Here is a 16,687-nt window from a genome sequence, read left to right as displayed (position 1 = left end):
GTTATGTGTTCAGAGTACGTTCAGCGGAATCTTCAGATAGCTCACGCCATTGCCCTCAGGCTCGGGGAACTGGCCGCTGCGCATGTTGACCTGCACCGAGGGCAGGATCAGCACGGGCATCTCGAGGGTGGCGTCACGGGCTTCGCGCATGGCCACGAAGTCGTCCTCGCTGATACCTTGGTGGATGTGGATGTTGCTGGCGCGCTGTTCGGCAACGGTCGTGACGAAGCGCATCTCCCGACCACCTGGCAGGTAGTCGTGGCACATGAACAGCTGAGTCGTGTCAGGGAAGGCCAGCAGGCGGCGGATCGAGCGATACAGCGTGCGCGCATCGGCGCCGGGGAAATCACAGCGCGCGGTGCCGTAGTCCGGCATGAACAGCGTGTCCCCTACAAACACCGCCATCTCGCCACTGTCCTCCACCACGTAGCTCATGCACGCCGGTGTATGCCCTGGCGTATGCAGGGCACGGGCACGCAGGTTGCCGATCAGGAAGATCTCCTCGTCTTCGAGCAGTACATCGAACTGGCTGCCATCCCGGGCAAAGCCTGGCGCTTCATTGAACAGTTCGCCGAAGGTCTTTTGCACTTGGGTGATGAGGGCGCCGATCGCTACATGTCCGCCCAGCTTTTCCTTCAGATAGGCCGCTGCGGAGAGGTGGTCGGCGTGGACATGGGTTTCCAAGATCCATTGGACCTGGGCACCCAACGCCTGTACCCGGGCGATCAAGGCATCGGCCGATTCGGTGCTGGTACGGCCCGATTTGGGATCGTAATCCAATACGCTGTCGATCAGCGCGCACTGGCCGGAGCTTCGGTCCAGAACGAGGTAACTGATGGTAGAGGTCACCTTGTCGTACAAGGCTTCCACATGAAGGTTGCTACCGATGATCATTGCACGTCTCCAGATTTATCTACCGCGCCTTCTAGAGGCGTAGGCAGTATTTGGAGGTTTATCAAGATGCATGCCAGTCAGGCGCAGTGGGCAGCGCTGGCTGTTACGCAGACGCGGTGGTGTCGGGAAGGCCAGTAAAAACAGGGAATTCACGGTGAACCCATTGCATCCGGAGCACGGATGACGCGAGCCAGGGTTCCCTCTGAACCACCAGGATCTGCCATGCCTGTCAGCCCCCTTGGCAGTCGACTGTCAGCCAATGGCAGTGTTTGGCAGTCCCTGTTAACCTCGCCGGGTACTTGCCACCGGTCACCGTCATGTCCGCGTTTAGTGTGTCAGCCCAGCATCCCGCCATCCTCGCCCTGGTGTCTTACCTGGAACACGATGTGCTGCCCAGCATCATTCTGGACACCGACTACAACATCCTCGCGGCCAATGCGGCCTATCGCCGTCAGTTCGGCAAGGATGATCACGCCCCCGTGGGAGAGAAATGCCACCGGGTTTCCCACCACTATGCGGTGCCATGTGACCAGGCGGGCGAGCATTGCCCCTTGCGCAAGGCGTGGGACAGCAAGGTGCCAGAGCGGGTTTTGCACATCCATCACACGCCTCGCGGGCCTGAGCATGTGGACGTAGAACTTCGACCGATCCTGGATGAACAGGGCGGGGTGATGGCCTTCGTCGAACGGCTCACCAGCGTGACGCTTGCCTCGGCGCAACCTCAGGAGCAAGGGCTGGTAGGTCGATCAGCAGCATTCAAGACAGCCCTGGCGAGCCTGCAGCGGGCAGCGCCAGCGCAGATCCCGGTGTTGCTGCAAGGCGAGTCCGGTACTGGCAAGGAGCTGTTCGCCCGTGCCTTGCATCTGGGCAGCCCTCGGGCCAATGGCCCCTTGGTAGTGGTCGATTGTACGGGCCTCACCGAATCGCTGTTCGAAAGCGAGTTGTTCGGGTACGAGAAGGGCGCCTTCACCGGTGCCACCCAACGCAAGATCGGCCTGGCCGAAGCAGCCCATGGTGGCACCCTGTTTCTCGATGAGATTGGCGAAGTCCCCCTGGCAATGCAGGTGAAGCTGCTGCGCCTGATCGAGTCCGGCAGCTTCCGGCCCGTGGGCAGCACCCGTACGGTCCACTCCGATTTTCGCCTGGTCTCGGCGACCCACAAGCCTCTAAAGGAAATGGCCGCCGCCGGTACCTTCCGCGAAGACCTTTACTATCGCATCAGCGGCTTCCCCATCCGTTTGCCCGCCCTGAGAGAGCGCGTGGAAGACCTGCCATTACTGGCCGAGAGCCTGCTGCAGCGCATGGGTAAGCAATCACCGAAGTTGCTACCCGAAGCCCTCCAACGGCTGAGCATGCACCCATTCCCGGGGAACATCCGCGAATTACGCAACATCCTCGAGCGGGCACGCCTGTTTGCCGATGAAGGCCTGATTCGACCTGAGCACCTACCGGAGGACATCGGCCCGACGGCAGCTCAGGGTTTACGTCGTCGCAGTCGCAATGAGCTGGGCGACTTGGCCCAGGCCTTGGAAAACTTTCGCGGGTCACGCAGTGAACTGGCCCGTCATTTGGGCATGAGTGAGCGGACGTTGTATCGACGCCTGCGTGAATTGGGGCTGTAGGTTCTACGAGCCCATAAACAAAAAGCCCCGGCAATGCCGGGGCTTTTTGTTTATGCGGTGGACCTGATGTAGGCTCACAAAAAAGCTGACATTTGCGGTCCAGTGTTTTCAGCTAAAGCTGCATCTTTTCTGTGACTCATCAGTAGAAATTTCACAAAAAAAATGAGAATTGCCTACCGCATTCACAAAATAAGCTGATGCATCCAAAACGGCGGATCGTCATCTGCAACCTCAGCGTCGACTCTACCTAGCTTGGTACTAACAGCCCCGCCAACAACGAGCGCAAAAAAAGGCACCCACGGGTGCCTTTTCAATATGTCCGAGGAGTAGTCGCAGCGATCCTTTAGCTCCCAGTCTAATGACCTTGGGTTCAGAATCCGACAGGCTAGGCCTGTCGTCACTACTTCAGAGAAACCAGCTTTCTCTGCTGCCAAAAATGCCGGGGGGCCTTTGCTGGTACCCAGTCACGACGAATGCGCGGTTGCAGTCCTCCGCTACGACATTAACCGAGGAGGTAAGCTCGTTCAATCACATGCGATGAAAGGCTCGGATTCCTCACAACAGCCGGGGCTTTGGGGTCGAAAGCGGTCGGTCGTGAATGACCTCTTTCGACCCATTATAGCGGACGTTCGAGGTCATACACGCCGAGTACTTTAAGATCTTTCATTTGCCGCCAGTCAGCGGTATGGCTTTCTGATCAACGTGATAGGCCGCAAAAATTTTCGAGCGCTCTCCCACAATCATGAAGAGCAGAGGTTTATCCAGGGTTGAGGCGAGCTTTGCCCATTCCGTGTAGTCAATTCCAGAAGGCAATGGATTCATCTGTGGATGGGTATGCCAGTCACCGAGGTAATCAATGCGGCCTTGGCTTTCCTCCCAAGCCTTCGTTACGGCAAGCTGATGACCAGGATCTAGGCGTTCAAAACTGATTCGTGAGCGTCTGTCCCGAGGCATAGGCACTGTCGCGCGCAAGACATGGAGGTGTTGGCCCGATCTGTACCCCATCAACGTTCCTCCGGCTTCGTGCTTCTTTTGACTGTCCTGGCGGTATGCGCAGATGACGTCCAGCACATTGCACTCGACGAGAACGTATAACCCTTGCAGTTCCGGAGCCGTGAAAATCATTTCGTTCCGCATGCAGGGCAACCACTCAACGGTGTGATGTCTTGATTTTTTATCTTGAAGGTATCTGCGTTTTCCACCGCTCTGGTTCGAAACCTCGGACTTGGGCTGCCGTTCTTTTTCCAGTCAATCAACATGTCAGCGACGAGTGCGGCAGCGGACAGCGATGCGGACACAGCGTATGGCGTAAAATGCTGGCAGGCACGGAAGCCCTTTTCCACTTCGTTCTTGAGTACTTTGAATCGTTCCGCCATTTCGCTTCCAGGCTCGTACCGCCGCAAGCAGCGGAAGCAACCGTATTTCAGGGAGTCAGTCCATAAGGCTTGAACGCATTCGCCATTGCCCTTTATCCATGCATGCAAGACAGGGGGGAAAGTCCCTTCATTGCGAATGCGTAGCGCATTCAACATTTCTGAAAGGGGCTCCTCGCCTGTTGCATTGATGATGAGATCAAAGCTGGAGTAATCGAGCTTTGGTGTTATGGCGATGGGTCGCGACTCGATGTTGCTGTAGGGGAACTGCAGATCAAGTTCATCCTTAAGCGCGTTAGATTTACGCTTGAGCAACGCATTAAACCCAAGGGCGTGGCGACCTATGTTCTCAGGCTGCAGAAACTGATTGTCGATCAGGGTGAGCAGGCCACCGTCTGTGCCTGCGCCCAGTCGAGTCAACGCTTGAGCAATATAACCACCAACCGACCCGCACCCAAGTAGAGCGATTTTAAGGCCGGACAACCCGTTTTTCAGTGAGCCGGATAGGTTTCGCGTGTGTACAAAGTCTGCACTGAGATCTGTCGTGAGGAGGCGAAATATTTTGTCTGATCCGCCGAATCGATGGAGATATTGAAAGTAAGCTTTTCCCGCAAATTTACGACTGCCGGCAGCCCCTTGGCTGGTAGCTTTGGTGAGGTAGCGCTTGTTGACAGAAAAGCCAAAACCGATCCAGCCCGCAGGCGAGTCAATCAGGATATAAATTCGGCTTAAGTCCAAGATCGACGTGTCGGCTTTGATCCTTTTTTGCAGCGCAGCATAGAGTGATCTGTCCCAGGTTTTCAGCCAAGCCAACGTTTCCTTTACCGTCCATGGAAGCGCGGATGACATATCCGGCGCTGCGGTTGTTCGCAGCAACCAGCAGGATTGTGCTTCAAGCGGTTGAACGCTTGCACCCCATGAACGGGCCACCCGATCCAGTGCTTCTTTACTGGTGGTGATGATGTCGCCAAATGGCCCTTTGGGTGACAGCTTGTACACCTTGGCTTCGTCAAGCTCGGATGACAATTCGGAAAGCCCAATTGGGAGCAATGTTCCCAAACTCGATCCAGCCCAATAGGACTGAAACTCTGCTTGCATGTCAGCTTGGCTTTGAGTGGGGTTGCTGATGAGTTGGTCGATCAGGCTCGTAGCCTGCTGCAAGCAGAAGGCAATGGCACCTGTCGGGTTGTATCGATCAAGCACGACAGAACCTTCAGCCAGGTAGCAAAAGTCGCCACCGACCACTCCGTGCGCCATTCGGATCGGTAGAAAAGGAGGCTTCTCTGTAATCCGGATTGTCGGGTAGACAAGGAAATCCCAATCGGCAATCGCCAGTTCTATTGGGACGGGCCCGGCAGTGGACTTCAATGTTCCCAGAAATCTGCGAATGCCATTTTTGGTTGGACGGGCTTTGAAGCCCAGTCCATGCATATAGCGAAGCACATCGCCAAGGCCTTCAAAGTCCATATCAACCTGCAGACGTGTTCGGAACGCGAGGGGCAGGCACTACGGCAGGTGCGGTTGAACGCACAATTTCCGTGGCGCTTTCAACATCGATCAGGCTGGTGGTCGCAGGGACTCGGCTTCCAAGCTGACCCGAGGTAATCTGCAACGCCTGATGCTTTTGATCCTCCTGGCAGCCCCTGGCTCTTTTGAGCGCCAAAGCCAGGTTTTCGGCTTTACTCGAAGCGTGTTCACGCTCGTCCTGTTTCAAGCGATTGAAGTCCTCTGCGCCGTCATCAATGCCTGGCTCGCGAATCTCGGTATTGAGAGCGGTGGACAGCGCGGTGGCAGCATTCTCGAATGCGATATCGTCACGGCCTCGCTTACCTTCGAAGTTTTGGGCAATCGCGATCATCAAGGAAATGGACGTCGGCCCACCAGATTTCCAGTGAAAGTCCCGCCACGCCTTGGCATACCGGCATACGCGAAGGAATTGATTGCCCAGATCGCCGAAACGCGCGACTTGGTCTCTGATCCACTTTGCGACATCCTCTGGGTCGGAAGCCCTCCACAGGCCAGACCGGGAAGCCAGCATAATGGTGTCAAGGTCGTCCCAAGTTTGAGCTTTGGCTTTCGCCACTTCCAGGAAGGCTTCATTCGAGCTGACACCGTCGAGAACCATCGCACGCCGCTCGGTGCTCAGTGCCACCGTGCGCTCGATAACCTTGTTGAACTCATCAATCGGAGCGGCGTACAGGGGGATGTCAATGTGTGCCCACGAACAGGCGTCGATCCGGATGCAGGTGTCCTTAGCGGCGGTACCGGTTACCAACTTCCAACCTTCCTGAGCGCAAAGCACCTGAAGGAGCGTTTCAACCAAGTCGAAGTACTTTTTGGCCATTGCAGCGGGCGGGCCATTGTCCTGCCAAACATCGACTGGAAGGTAAACGCCATAGTCCAGGTCGATTTCCTGCAGTTCCGGCTGTGCAGGCTGAATGCAGGTTTTGTATGACCAAGACCCTTGCGTCCTGAACCGAGGCTCCACGCGCTTTTCCATACCCAAAACAACGACGGTTGCGTTGGCAATCGCAGGCTTCAAATACTCCCGGATTTTCGTCCGGCATTGAGTCAGAAAGTCACGCTGCTCCTCCGTGGGCGCGATGTTGTCGCTGAAAACGGCGTCGTCAGCGGAAGAAAAAAAGAGCTTGGTGAGGTTCAGCATGTTTCAGACTCCTGACGTGTCGCGTTGTTGCCGTAGTAAAATTTTACGGGGCGAGCTTTGTGCGCAACGAACTCCATGAAGTCCGCTTTTCCGAGACAGGTCTTCGCTTTCTCAAGGCCAGAGCCTATAAGCACTTCCTGCGCATGAATGTCTGCTTTGTCCAGGGCGACAGCCTTGGAGCGATCGTCCGTCAGGTCTTCGTCAACATGCATGTAGCGTGAGCCGAGCTTGTGCTGCAGCATGAAGTCGCAGAGCGACTCTTGAACGGAAATTGACAAGCCGAACAGTCGTTGCGCCGCTTTCAGAGGGTTACCTCCACCCCAGTCCATCGCGCCGCCTTCACGGTTGTTTTTTGGGTTCACGGTGAACTTGGATGACATCGTCCCAATAGACAGCAGGTGAATCTCCGAGCTGGCCACGTCGAAAAACGTCTCCGCTTCGTGGAGCGCGAGTAGACCCGGGGCGTTGGCGAACAATCCGCCATCGACGTATTGGTTGTGTTGAAACTGGTGGCGTGGAAAGTAGGTTGGGGCAGCACTCGTGGCGAGTGCAATGTCCACCATCGCGTGTTGATGGTCACGGCGAAAGCTTTCATGGTGTGGGGTTTTGAACAGCACAGGTTTACCAGTCGAGTAGTTGATCGACGGGATGACGACCGGGTGAAGGCAGTCCCCCAGAAGCTTTTCGCCCAGCATTTCAGGGGCTGATATTTGCTTTTTAAGCTCATCACTGCTGAACGTGGATTTGAAAATGGGCATGCTCGTGCGGGGATTGAAAATAGCCTCTCCATGCTTTTTAAAGAGGTCTACGATTGCTTGAGCAGGAATTTCCGATGCGATGGCGAGCGCCAGGATGCCGCCTATGGACGTCCCGGCAATGAGGTCGAAATGGCGGGCGATGGGGCCACCAATTTCACGTTCTACTTCTGCCAATATGGTGGCAGTGTACAGCCCCCTGTACCCCCCGCCTGATAGTGCTAAAACCTGAAAACGATTTGCTGACATGGAAACTAACCTCCGGCGCTTCAAGGTGAGCGCGATTGACCGATAAGTTAGCGGCAGAGCCGTTAGTAAAAAAGGGGCGCTTGGGGTAGCTTTGTTACGTTACGCCTCCACCAGCACGCATTCGTTTACTTGCAGTATGAAACGTGAATATTCCTTACGCTTCGTGAGCGTTTGCTCACGTGCGTGCTATTGACCTTTATGAGATTATCGCGTCAATCGTTTTGCTTGGTTTTTCCCGAGGTTCACTACATGTACAAAATAGCCATTGTTGAAGACTCAGAGGCTGTAAATAATGCGCTTGCCGCGTTTTGTCGAGAGCTCAATCACGGAGTGGAGGTCACTCAGTTCTTTGACAGGGCTTCTGCTGAGGTGGCGATCAAACAAAATAACTATTCACTTATTGTTTTGGATATCGAGCTGCCTCCTGAAAAGAATGCAGGTATAGGCCTTATAAGTGTAAATTCGCAATGCCACAAAAGTCCGGTTATTGTTGTTTCCGGATTGGATCCTTCAGTGTATCGGTCGATAATGTATCAGTTGGACGTTTGGGACTTTCTTGAGAAACCTATTGCTGCCGATGGGCAAATGTTCTTAGCAGCGGCAATGAGGGTGTTGAGAGACACACAGAACTCACAAAGTAAGCAGAGCTCGCAGCAACAGCAGGAACAGGCTGCGGAAGATCTAGTCGTTGACCCTGATACGGGTAAGGCTAGGTTTAAAGGTAAGCCTTTGAATATCCCGCACACAGCGAAAACCATATTACAACGAATATATAAGGCGAAAGGTAATCTCGTCCCGTATGAAGATTTTTTTGATCTCGTGAAAAGTGGAAAAAATAACGACGCGATACGTCAGCATATAAAAACCATCCGAGATGTTCTAAAAGATGTGGGGGAGTCAGAGGGGCACGTCGAAGTAATTAGGATGAAGGGGGTTCGGTGGCTGGATTAGATTTCAATAGGCTTAAGGATAATATCAGCAAAGCCTCGATAAGAATTTATGTTGTCGGCGTGCTGGTTGTGATGTTTGTTGTTGTGTTGGTAGGCACAATTGTAGCGCTCAGATTAAGCTTCGGATCTGTGGTTGAACAATATGATTCAAGTGTGAAGCGTAATTTGCAGCGAGTCGCCTATGAGTTTGACTCGCTTGATGGGAGAGTCAACCTTAGTAATTTTGATGCCCCCAAACCTGATAACTCTGGAATCCCTCTTTATAAAATACCTCTAGAGTATATTAACGTTATGCCTGGGCATGTTGAGGACGTAAAGCCTCTGCTGGGATGCAGCTATGCAGGCATGGATGCACCGCAAAATAGAGTATGTGCCGGAGTGCTGACGAACAAGGCTCTGGGAGCAATAGCTTATGTGAGGGGGAGGTTCGAGAAAATTAACGACTTGGTATCGCCTCGTTACATCGATGACCCGAGAACGGGAGATTATTTCTTAGTTACGTTATCTGCGCGCGGTACAATTAGCCAGTTTATCGTCACCTTCGATTCCGTGAAGCGTGTCGGCGACACCCTGACCCCTTACTTATCCCCAGCTTGGAGCTTAACTGGATTCAGAATTGGATCGTCAACACGTAGAGCTTTTTCAAGAGAGCCACAGATCAAAGGGCGCGCTCTGAAATTAAGCGGCCAAGGTGCAGCCAATAGGTTTGAGTTCATATTCCAAATCCCGGCTTATGCATTTGCGGACGATGCTTTCCAGGCCAATCAGGCTCAAGGGAAAGCCACTATTTGGCCGCCCAAGGATCTCTCCGAAGCCCGCCTAGACATCAAATTAATCGGTAACAATGCGGTAGGTGAGAGCAGTATCATACTGGATTCGACATTGTCTGAGCCAGATACCGTTTTTTCGTTTGATAAAATGAGAAATTATCTAACGCCGGGTGAGGTTTTGGTGTTTTCTCCGCGCAACTCAAGTACAGAAATTAAAGTCAGGCACGCGACGGTCGAAAATTTAAGTACTAGACGGAATTTCCCTGTTAACTTGATTGATCATTTAACTGACTTTTTTATTAAGGTCATTGTTCCGGCAAAAAATATAGACGCACTGGCCCAGCTCCCCGATGGGAGTTCTGTTGCCATTCGTGGGGATGCCTCCAGCGTGTTGGGCGGATGGAGAATGGCCGCGCAGTCCATTGTATTGCTATCCTCGCTTATAAGTATCATGTTGTTGGTATCCTACGTGATCCTTCGTGTATTTGTGTTGGATCCACTTTATAAGGTTCGCCGCAATACACTGCATATGAAGGAGCGGTTTAGCGTAGTTGATGAGTACAGACTGCCCTTTCATATCAAGGAAAGTCAGAGTGAAGTAGGGGTTCTTTGGCGAAATATTTTGGAACTTCATGAGGCACTTATAGCTTATGGTCGTAGTGCGGTTGAACGTTCGAAAAGAGAACATCAATTTCTTCGTGCCATTGGTCATGAAATTAGGTCTCCATTGCAGGATCTGATGCTTCGGCACAACGATGAGAATGATCCAAGTACTCGCTATGTACGCAGGATCTCTTTCGCGGTGAAATATCTGTATGGTGCTTCGTTGGGTCAGGAAATTTCTGATAGTTTTACCTTTAGGACTCCCCAGGAAGCAATGAATTCGCTGTCTGGAGACATCACCAAGGAAAATATTACTGAATACCTAATCAACGCTGCTGAGTCTGCGATTGCAGGCATCAAATATGTTGGAAGTGATAAGGCTCTTTATGTGATGGCCGATGCGGATATGCTGGAGTCCGTACTGACAGCTATTATTAATAATGCCAATGATTTTCGAGTGCCTGATACAGAGATTATCGTTGATGGGTACCTGGAGCGTGGAAGTGCCGTTGTCACAATAAAAAATATAGGCCCTCATATCGCGATTGACCCTATAGAAGAGATATTTGAATATGGTGTGTCTGTGCGAGAAGGTGCTGGAGAAGATGAGCATCTCGGACAGGGGCTGTATATGGCGAAAACGTTTGTTTCACGGCTGAGCGGAAGCTTGACCGCGCGAAACTTAGGGGATGGGGTTTGTTTCGAAATTAGGCTTCCATACGTAAGCTAGTCTTGTTTGTTGTCATGCGATAAACCAATGCTAATCGTCACGACCGGCCCATTCGGGTCGGTCGGACTTTTGAAGGGTCAGTCGGCCAGGACGCAAATTTATGGATCCCAACCGTTTGTCGCATTGTCCTTATTTTTCGGGTTTGTGAATCCGTAGTGTCGGATGCTTCAACTTGTTTTCGGGAGTTGCGTGACGCCTTGACATCATCATTCGGGAAGAGCTTAAGTCGTTTATTTGATGTTTCTGTACGGAGCAGCGAGGGCTGACAATTCCAGGCCTGGCATTTTGCTGGCAAAAGTAGCCGGGAAGACGCCATAACGACAATACGTGCTCATTTAGTACTTGCCAGTTCGGCGGCAGAACATCTGCTATTGGCCGTTTGCTGCCCCTCGCCAATGGTCGCTTTGGGTCGATAATAGTCAGTCGCCAGTGGCAGCTAACGACCTAAAGCTGTCCTTCAAGAAAGGCAGCTAACGGCGAGAAGCGGTCATAATGTATATACAGTTTTCAGGGTGATTCACTCCGATCCAGGATACTCGTCCTCAGTGCTAACGCTAAGGTTCCGTCACTTGATGAGTCACTGACAGCAGCCAGTCCTCCAGAGATCTGACGGCGACGGTGTGGCCGCATCTTTGCTACGCAGGTAGATGAGGATTTCTCAGCAAGCTATCCCGCCAGAGACCCCCTGCGCAATTCATACCATTGAAGCGTCACCTCTCTTCGGGTAAAAGCGTGACCTCCTTACAACGTTACAACACCGTCATCCCGAGAGCATAGGAAGAGAAATGTCGACCCAAGGACTAAACCGATTCATCGGACGCAAGATTCACGCTGTGATAATGATGGCCCCACTAAGGCGGGAAATGATACGCCTCGGCATATGCACCGTCATGGCCCTTGTTCTGAATGTGATCTTGTATACCGGCGTTGAAATAGACGGTACCATCAAGCCGTGGGCAGAAACGCCGATAAAACTATTCGCATCATCGATGTTATTCGCCTTCATGATTAAGGCATTTTTACCACTTCTCGGGTGGACCATTTTAAAGGCAGTGCTACTCAGTGCAAACAATGCCTTCAGCGGCATACTGAGTTTTATGGGGAATCAGTTCACGGGTGTCATGTACTGCACCGGAATCATCCTGGGATCTATCACGATTAAGCAGTATATGATTTCTGGGGTCCTAGATTTAGAAATGGTTTCTCTGTCCGCAATCGTATTTACCTCTGGTATTATGTACTTCTTTATACTGCAATGCGCCATTCAAAAAACCATGAGTCCGGCTCTGCGTACACCAGCAGTACCGCGTTCAACCACAAAGCTGTGACTATTCCGCCTCTGGCACTCAGTAGACGCCAGCTCTGCTAAACCCTCACTCATGTATACCTAGCCATTAATGGCCAGGCCCGCCTTCGACTTTATGAAGAAGGCGAGCGTGCACGTGCCTGATTGCGCATGTATTCCGAGATGAGATTTCCGAAATTGATGTCTGCTTCTTCAACGAGAATGTTGACGTGGCAGTACAGCTCTTCTTGACCTCGTAGATAATTGAAAATCCTTGATCTAACAATGCCGCAAACCCCTTCTTTGACCGCCGTAGAGGGGAGGTTTATAACATCGCCGACGCACGGAATAAGTGCTAAGCCATGGTTGCTGTTGAAGATTATGTCAGCTGGACAGGTATCAGTTTTGGCATGCAATTGCCCTTGAGACACCTGCTGATAATCAATGCTATACCTCATGTACAGCCTACCTCATTTGTTGGGTGAGGAATCAGCGCCGCGGATAGTAAACAGAAACCTCAAGCTCGCAAGCGACGAGAGTATTTAGCCTATTTTCGGTATTAGAGAGCTTCGCAATTATCGCTTTTCAAGCACATACCCTACGCCCCGAAGCGTATGTATCAACTTGGTCTCGAAAGGGTCATCTATCTTGGCTCTGAGTCTTCGAATCGACACCTCAACAACGTTCGTGTCGCAGTCAAAATTCATATCCCAAACCTGAGAGATAATCTGCGTACGGCTCAGTACCACCCCGGTGTTACGCATCAAGTAGTGCAATAACGCGAATTCTTTGGTGGTCAAATCAATACGCTGACCGTCCCTGAACGCCCTGTGCCGGCTCTGATCAAGCTCCAAGTCAGCGACGCGAATGACCTCTACGGATGCGGGGTGATCCGACCTGCGCATCAAGGCGCGAACCCGAGCCAACAGCTCAGGGAACTCAAATGGCTTGATCAGGTAGTCATCTGCGCCGTTCTCCAGCCCCCGGACCTTATCCGCCAGCCGACTTCTCGCCGTCAGCATCATGATGCGCGAAGGGCAATTTTTACGGCGCAACAACTCAAGAACCTGCCAACCGTCCATCTCTGGGAGGTTTATATCGAGAATAATCAGCTCGTATTCGTGCTGCTTGGCCAAGAATAATCCATCTGAACCGGTGTGTACGCAATCTACGACATAGCCACACTCCGTCAGACCTTGACGCACATACTCCGCAGTTTTTACTTCATCCTCAATTACCAGAATTCGCATGGGATTTTGTCTCGATATCACTGAGCAATTAACCGCGCACGCGCGCCGGCATTATTGAAAGGGATGGTAAATCAAAATGAGCGTGCCGGGGCTCAAATGACGGATTTGTAATTTCTAGGTAATACAGTTGATAGTCTGGCGGTATATCTTGTCGCGGTTTGGGTTTGACAATTGCGGGCCCTCTCTCCAGCAGGTGATTTGACCTTATGAAGTATTGGGTTATTTTCTTCTTTGTGCTGGCTTCGTTCCGCTCAGATGACGGCGAGGTCGCTCACATTGAAGAGACTGGTCATTGGTGTAGTCATGAACTTCACCGGCATGCGATGCGTACAATCGAACGCCTACTTGAATTCTAGGCAAAAAAAAGGCGCCCAATGGGCGCCAAATATCCACCTTTTACCAAAGGAGCACTTAAGCCACTCAAGGTGAATGCGTAATGCTCGTTTTACTAACAGGACCAGTCAATGGATAACTGGCCCAGTTAGCGAATTACAGAATCGAAAGCGGGTACTCGATGATTACACGAGTTTCATCCAGATCCGATTCGAAAGCAGTGGCACGCGTGGTTGCCTGGCGCAACCGGAAGGACAGATCTTTTGCCGGACCGGTTTGGACAACGTATTTGACTTCGACGTCACGCTCCCAACGCTTCTGATTGTCGAGCGGGTTGCCGTTGTCGTCGGTGCGCATGTAGAACTGGTTAGCGTTCGAGTAATCCGCGCCCGAGCCTCTGGCGTAGCGGGTCATGAACGTCAGGCCTGGAATGCCGTAGCTGGTGAAGTTCAGGTCATAGCGCAGCATCCAGGAACGCTCTTTCGGCGAGTTGAAGTCGCTGTACTGGATGGAGTTGTCGACGAAAATCGAGTCCGACTGACGCAGGTAGTCGAAATCGTCGTCGCCGTTGTTGCGCTGATGCGACAGGGCCAGGGTGTGGGCACCGTAACGCACACCGACCTTGGCACTCCAGATGTTGTTGTCGAATTCACCCAGGCGCTTCTTACCTTCATCTACGGCTTTGTAGTAGTTGAAGCCACCGATCAGCGCCAGATCGTCGCTCAGCGGGTAAACCACGCTTGTGCCGGCGTAGTACTGATTCCAGACGTCTTTCAGCTGGCTGGCGTAGACGCTCACAGTCCAGTTGTCGTTGATCGAGTAGTCACCGCCACCGTAACCGATCCATGGCGAGTTGACCGGGCCGCCGTAGAACGTCACGAAGTTGTCGTTCAGGTTGCTTGAGACCGGCTGGCTCATCGCATGCAGACGACCACCCTGGAGGGTAAGGCCCTGGATGCTGGTGTTCTCAACGGTCACACCGCGGAAACTCTCTGGCAGCAAGCGAGAGTCACCCGATGCGACGACCGGGGTCGATGGGAAAACATCACCCACTTTCACGATGGTATCGAACAAGCGGACTTTGGCTGCGCCGCCGACCTTGGTGTATTCGTCGCGAGCTTCACCCTTGTTATCAACGGGCAGCACGTCGAAGGAGCTACGGCCGCCGTTGCGCCCATCACCGGTGTCGAGCTTGAGGCCGATCATGGCAAAGGCATCAACGCCAAAGCCAACGGTACCTTGGGTAAACCCGGAGTTGAATTTGCTGATGATCGCGTGCGCCCAGGCTTCGGAGTAGCCGTTCGTATTGCCCTTGCCACTGTTGTAAGTGGGGGCGGTGCTGTCGCGGTTATCACGGTTGAAGTAGAAGTTACGGTTCAACACTGTAAGGCTGCTGCCTTCAATGAAGCCTTCTGGCTTGTCTTCAGCTTGTGCCGAAATAGCATAGCTTCCAGACAGCGCAGAAACTGCCGCCAAATACAGTGGTACTTTGATTTTCATCCGATGCTCCTTTGATTCACGGCAGTTTTTATTATGTTTACCGGTGCGGGTGTCGTTAGTTGTTCTGACCCGGCGGCGCGCCTAGCGTAGCGCGAGCTCATATTTGCAGGCCGAAGATAACGGGAGGGTGATAGGACAATTACAATTTCGTCATCTACCTGTTATTCGGCACCTTCGCACCGCGTGTTTGCCATCTCCGTTGCTTGTATCGAAATCATCGTGTCGGGTTGGGTTTCCCAGTATTTACGGGCATTACAGAGCTTTCTTACGAAATTGTAATTTTCTAGCCACTCCTCTGATAGCTACCGCTCATTAGAGTGCCATCACCTAATCAAGTGGGGCTTGGCAGCTGTTTCGGCGTTCTCGCCAAGCTTTATCGAAGTTTGTGCACGAGGACCATCAAAGTGCCCCGGTATAACCGCAATGTCTTACCCAAGACCCCCGTCTCGCCCTGGAAGATCGCTGCACTCTGTGCAGTCATCTCTGGATTGATGGCACCTGCAGCTCTTGCCCAAAGCATCAGCTTGCCCCAGGCGCTTTCGACGGCCATGGATGCCAACCCAGACCTGGCCGCAGCCAGGCAAGAAATTGGGATCGCTGATGGTGCTCGCAAGCAGGCCGGGCTTATCCCCAACCCCACAATCTCGTATGACGTGGAAGACACCCGTCGTAATACCAGCCAGACGACTGTCTCTCTCAGCCAGACCCTTGAGCTGGGCGGTAAGCGGGGGGCTCGTGTTGACGTCGCCACATACGGGCAGACCGCCGCACAGCTTGAGTTAGACCGTCGCGTTAACGGCCTGCGTGCAGACGTCGTCCAAGCCTTTTATGCCGCGTTGCGAGCCCAGACAGGTCTCGACCTGGCCAAGCAATCTCTCGAATTGACTGAACGCGGTCTTCGCATCGTCGATGGCCGTGTTCGCGCAGGTAAATCGTCCCCAGTGGAGGCGACCCGCGCTCAAGTGCAACTGGCCGAAGCCCAGCTGCAAGTTCGACGTGCCGAAACGGAAAAAGCGACCGCTTACCAACAGCTCGCTCAAATTACCGGGAGCTCAGTCACCGTGTTTGATCGACTCGAATCGCCAACCCTCTCCCCGGGTTTGCCGCCTCGCACTGAAGATCTGCTGGCAAAGCTCGATCAGACCGCAGAAATGCGCCAAGCCGTGGTGCAGATTGATAAAAGCGACGCCTCGCTCGGCTCAGAGAAAGCCCAGCGCATTCCAAACCTTACTGTCAGCGTAGGTAGCCAGTACGACCGCTCTGTGCGCGAGCGGGTCAACACTGTGGGCCTGTCCATGCCGTTGCCGCTGTTCGATCGTAACCAAGGCAACATTCTTTCCGCTTCTCGTCGTGCAGATCAGGCCCGAGACCAGCGCAATGCTGTGGAGCTGCGTCTGCGCACCGAAACCCAAACCGCGTTGAACCAGTGGTCCACCGCCATGCAGGAGGTCGAGTCCTACGACAAGACCATTCTGCCATCAGCCCAACAAGCCGTAGAGACCGCAACCCGCGGCTTCGAGATGGGCAAATTTGGCTTCATCGAAGTGCTGGATGCCCAGCGCACCTTGATCGTCGCTCGTGGCCAATACCTCGAATCGTTGGCAGCGGCGACCAATGCGCGTGCGCAGGTGGAAAGGGTTTATGGCGAAGTCGGCTCAACTGCCGGCGCTCGCTGAACGGGCCAAACATTTTCTTCGGCACCCAGCCT

The 16,687-nt window shown here is 53.0% G+C and carries 13 protein-coding genes; 5 read left to right on the top strand and 8 right to left on the bottom strand.

The window, feature by feature from the left end:
* Positions 1-9 precede the first annotated feature (9 nt).
* Positions 10-894: an MBL fold metallo-hydrolase gene (locus AB1N67_RS00230; protein ID WP_043207565.1), complete on the bottom strand. Its 885-nt coding sequence runs from the start codon at positions 892-894 to the stop codon at positions 10-12.
* A gap of 332 nt (positions 895-1,226) precedes the next feature.
* Between AB1N67_RS00230 and AB1N67_RS00225 the strand changes: the two genes are divergently transcribed.
* A complete protein-coding gene (locus AB1N67_RS00225; RefSeq protein ID WP_367863885.1) occupies positions 1,227-2,516 on the top strand; it encodes a sigma-54 interaction domain-containing protein in 1,290 nt (429 codons plus the stop codon).
* Positions 2,517-3,179: 663 nt separating this feature from the next.
* On the opposite strand, the gene AB1N67_RS00220 is transcribed toward AB1N67_RS00225, so the two are convergent.
* From AB1N67_RS00220 to AB1N67_RS00205, 4 genes are read right to left on the bottom strand one after another with little or no spacing between them, the layout of a single operon-like run.
* Positions 3,180-3,653, bottom strand: a complete 474-nt coding sequence (locus AB1N67_RS00220; protein ID WP_104833677.1) for a Mov34/MPN/PAD-1 family protein — start codon at positions 3,651-3,653, stop codon at positions 3,180-3,182.
* On the bottom strand, positions 3,638-5,356 hold the full coding sequence (locus AB1N67_RS00215; RefSeq protein WP_104833678.1) for a ThiF family adenylyltransferase: 1,719 nt from the start codon (positions 5,354-5,356) through the stop codon (positions 3,638-3,640). The genes AB1N67_RS00220 and AB1N67_RS00215 overlap by 16 nt, the downstream gene beginning before the upstream one ends.
* A 1-nt stretch (position 5,357) precedes the next feature.
* The gene (locus AB1N67_RS00210; RefSeq protein ID WP_189121466.1) at positions 5,358-6,554 is read right to left on the bottom strand and encodes a cyclic GMP-AMP synthase DncV-like nucleotidyltransferase; all 1,197 of its coding nucleotides are present in this window, start codon (positions 6,552-6,554) and stop codon (positions 5,358-5,360) included.
* A complete protein-coding gene (locus AB1N67_RS00205) occupies positions 6,548-7,558 on the bottom strand; it encodes a CBASS cGAMP-activated phospholipase (RefSeq protein WP_104833680.1) in 1,011 nt (336 codons plus the stop codon). The genes AB1N67_RS00210 and AB1N67_RS00205 overlap by 7 nt, the downstream gene beginning before the upstream one ends.
* Before the next feature lie 249 nt (positions 7,559-7,807).
* Between AB1N67_RS00205 and AB1N67_RS00200 the strand changes: the two genes are divergently transcribed.
* From AB1N67_RS00200 to AB1N67_RS00190, 3 genes are all read left to right on the top strand, one after another.
* Entirely contained in the window at positions 7,808-8,509 is a 702-nt protein-coding gene (locus AB1N67_RS00200; RefSeq protein ID WP_189121465.1) for a response regulator transcription factor, read from the top strand.
* Positions 8,497-10,611 (top strand): HAMP domain-containing sensor histidine kinase, encoded by a 2,115-nt coding sequence (locus AB1N67_RS00195; protein ID WP_189121464.1) that lies wholly within the window; start codon positions 8,497-8,499, stop codon positions 10,609-10,611. Before AB1N67_RS00200 ends, AB1N67_RS00195 begins: the two co-directional genes overlap by 13 nt.
* Before the next feature lie 785 nt (positions 10,612-11,396).
* The gene (locus AB1N67_RS00190) at positions 11,397-11,939 is read left to right on the top strand and encodes a hypothetical protein (protein ID WP_104833685.1); all 543 of its coding nucleotides are present in this window, start codon (positions 11,397-11,399) and stop codon (positions 11,937-11,939) included.
* A 91-nt stretch (positions 11,940-12,030) separates the two neighbouring features.
* Here the strand turns inward: AB1N67_RS00190 and AB1N67_RS00185 are convergent, their stop codons facing one another.
* From AB1N67_RS00185 to AB1N67_RS00175, 3 genes are all read right to left on the bottom strand, one after another.
* Complete coding sequence (locus AB1N67_RS00185; RefSeq protein ID WP_104833686.1) at positions 12,031-12,354, bottom strand: hypothetical protein; 324 nt, start codon at positions 12,352-12,354, stop codon at positions 12,031-12,033.
* A 117-nt stretch (positions 12,355-12,471) separates the two neighbouring features.
* Positions 12,472-13,146 (bottom strand): heavy metal response regulator transcription factor, encoded by a 675-nt coding sequence (locus AB1N67_RS00180; protein ID WP_003253420.1) that lies wholly within the window; start codon positions 13,144-13,146, stop codon positions 12,472-12,474.
* Positions 13,147-13,635: 489 nt separating this feature from the next.
* Positions 13,636-14,979, bottom strand: a complete 1,344-nt coding sequence (locus AB1N67_RS00175) for an OprD family porin (RefSeq protein WP_003253422.1) — start codon at positions 14,977-14,979, stop codon at positions 13,636-13,638.
* 404 nt (positions 14,980-15,383) lie between these two features.
* Between AB1N67_RS00175 and AB1N67_RS00170 the strand changes: the two genes are divergently transcribed.
* Positions 15,384-16,655: a TolC family protein gene (locus AB1N67_RS00170; RefSeq protein ID WP_133164861.1), complete on the top strand. Its 1,272-nt coding sequence runs from the start codon at positions 15,384-15,386 to the stop codon at positions 16,653-16,655.
* Positions 16,656-16,687 lie beyond the last annotated feature (32 nt).

The sequence above is a fragment of the Pseudomonas guariconensis genome (genome assembly GCF_040822035.1).
Classification (GTDB): Bacteria; Pseudomonadota; Gammaproteobacteria; order Pseudomonadales; family Pseudomonadaceae; genus Aquipseudomonas; species Aquipseudomonas guariconensis.
The sequence above is the reverse complement of the archived record's forward strand: the minus strand, read 5'-3'. Positions and strand labels throughout refer to the sequence as shown.

What these genes read in the sequence shown, in the direction of transcription:
- AB1N67_RS00230 (WP_043207565.1), bottom strand. Translation starts at nt 894, where the DNA reads ATGATCATCGGTAGCAACCTTCATGTGGAAGCCTTGTACGACAAGGTG.
- AB1N67_RS00220 (WP_104833677.1), bottom strand. Translation starts at nt 3,653, where the DNA reads ATGCGGAACGAAATGATTTTCACGGCTCCGGAACTGCAAGGGTTATAC.
- AB1N67_RS00215 (WP_104833678.1), bottom strand. Translation starts at nt 5,356, where the DNA reads ATGGACTTTGAAGGCCTTGGCGATGTGCTTCGCTATATGCATGGACTG.
- AB1N67_RS00210 (WP_189121466.1), bottom strand. Translation starts at nt 6,554, where the DNA reads ATGCTGAACCTCACCAAGCTCTTTTTTTCTTCCGCTGACGACGCCGTT.
- AB1N67_RS00205 (WP_104833680.1), bottom strand. Translation starts at nt 7,558, where the DNA reads ATGTCAGCAAATCGTTTTCAGGTTTTAGCACTATCAGGCGGGGGGTAC.
- AB1N67_RS00200 (WP_189121465.1), top strand. Translation starts at nt 7,808, where the DNA reads ATGTACAAAATAGCCATTGTTGAAGACTCAGAGGCTGTAAATAATGCG.
- AB1N67_RS00190 (WP_104833685.1), top strand. Translation starts at nt 11,397, where the DNA reads ATGTCGACCCAAGGACTAAACCGATTCATCGGACGCAAGATTCACGCT.
- AB1N67_RS00185 (WP_104833686.1), bottom strand. Translation starts at nt 12,354, where the DNA reads ATGAGGTATAGCATTGATTATCAGCAGGTGTCTCAAGGGCAATTGCAT.
- AB1N67_RS00180 (WP_003253420.1), bottom strand. Translation starts at nt 13,146, where the DNA reads ATGCGAATTCTGGTAATTGAGGATGAAGTAAAAACTGCGGAGTATGTG.
- AB1N67_RS00175 (WP_003253422.1), bottom strand. Translation starts at nt 14,979, where the DNA reads ATGAAAATCAAAGTACCACTGTATTTGGCGGCAGTTTCTGCGCTGTCT.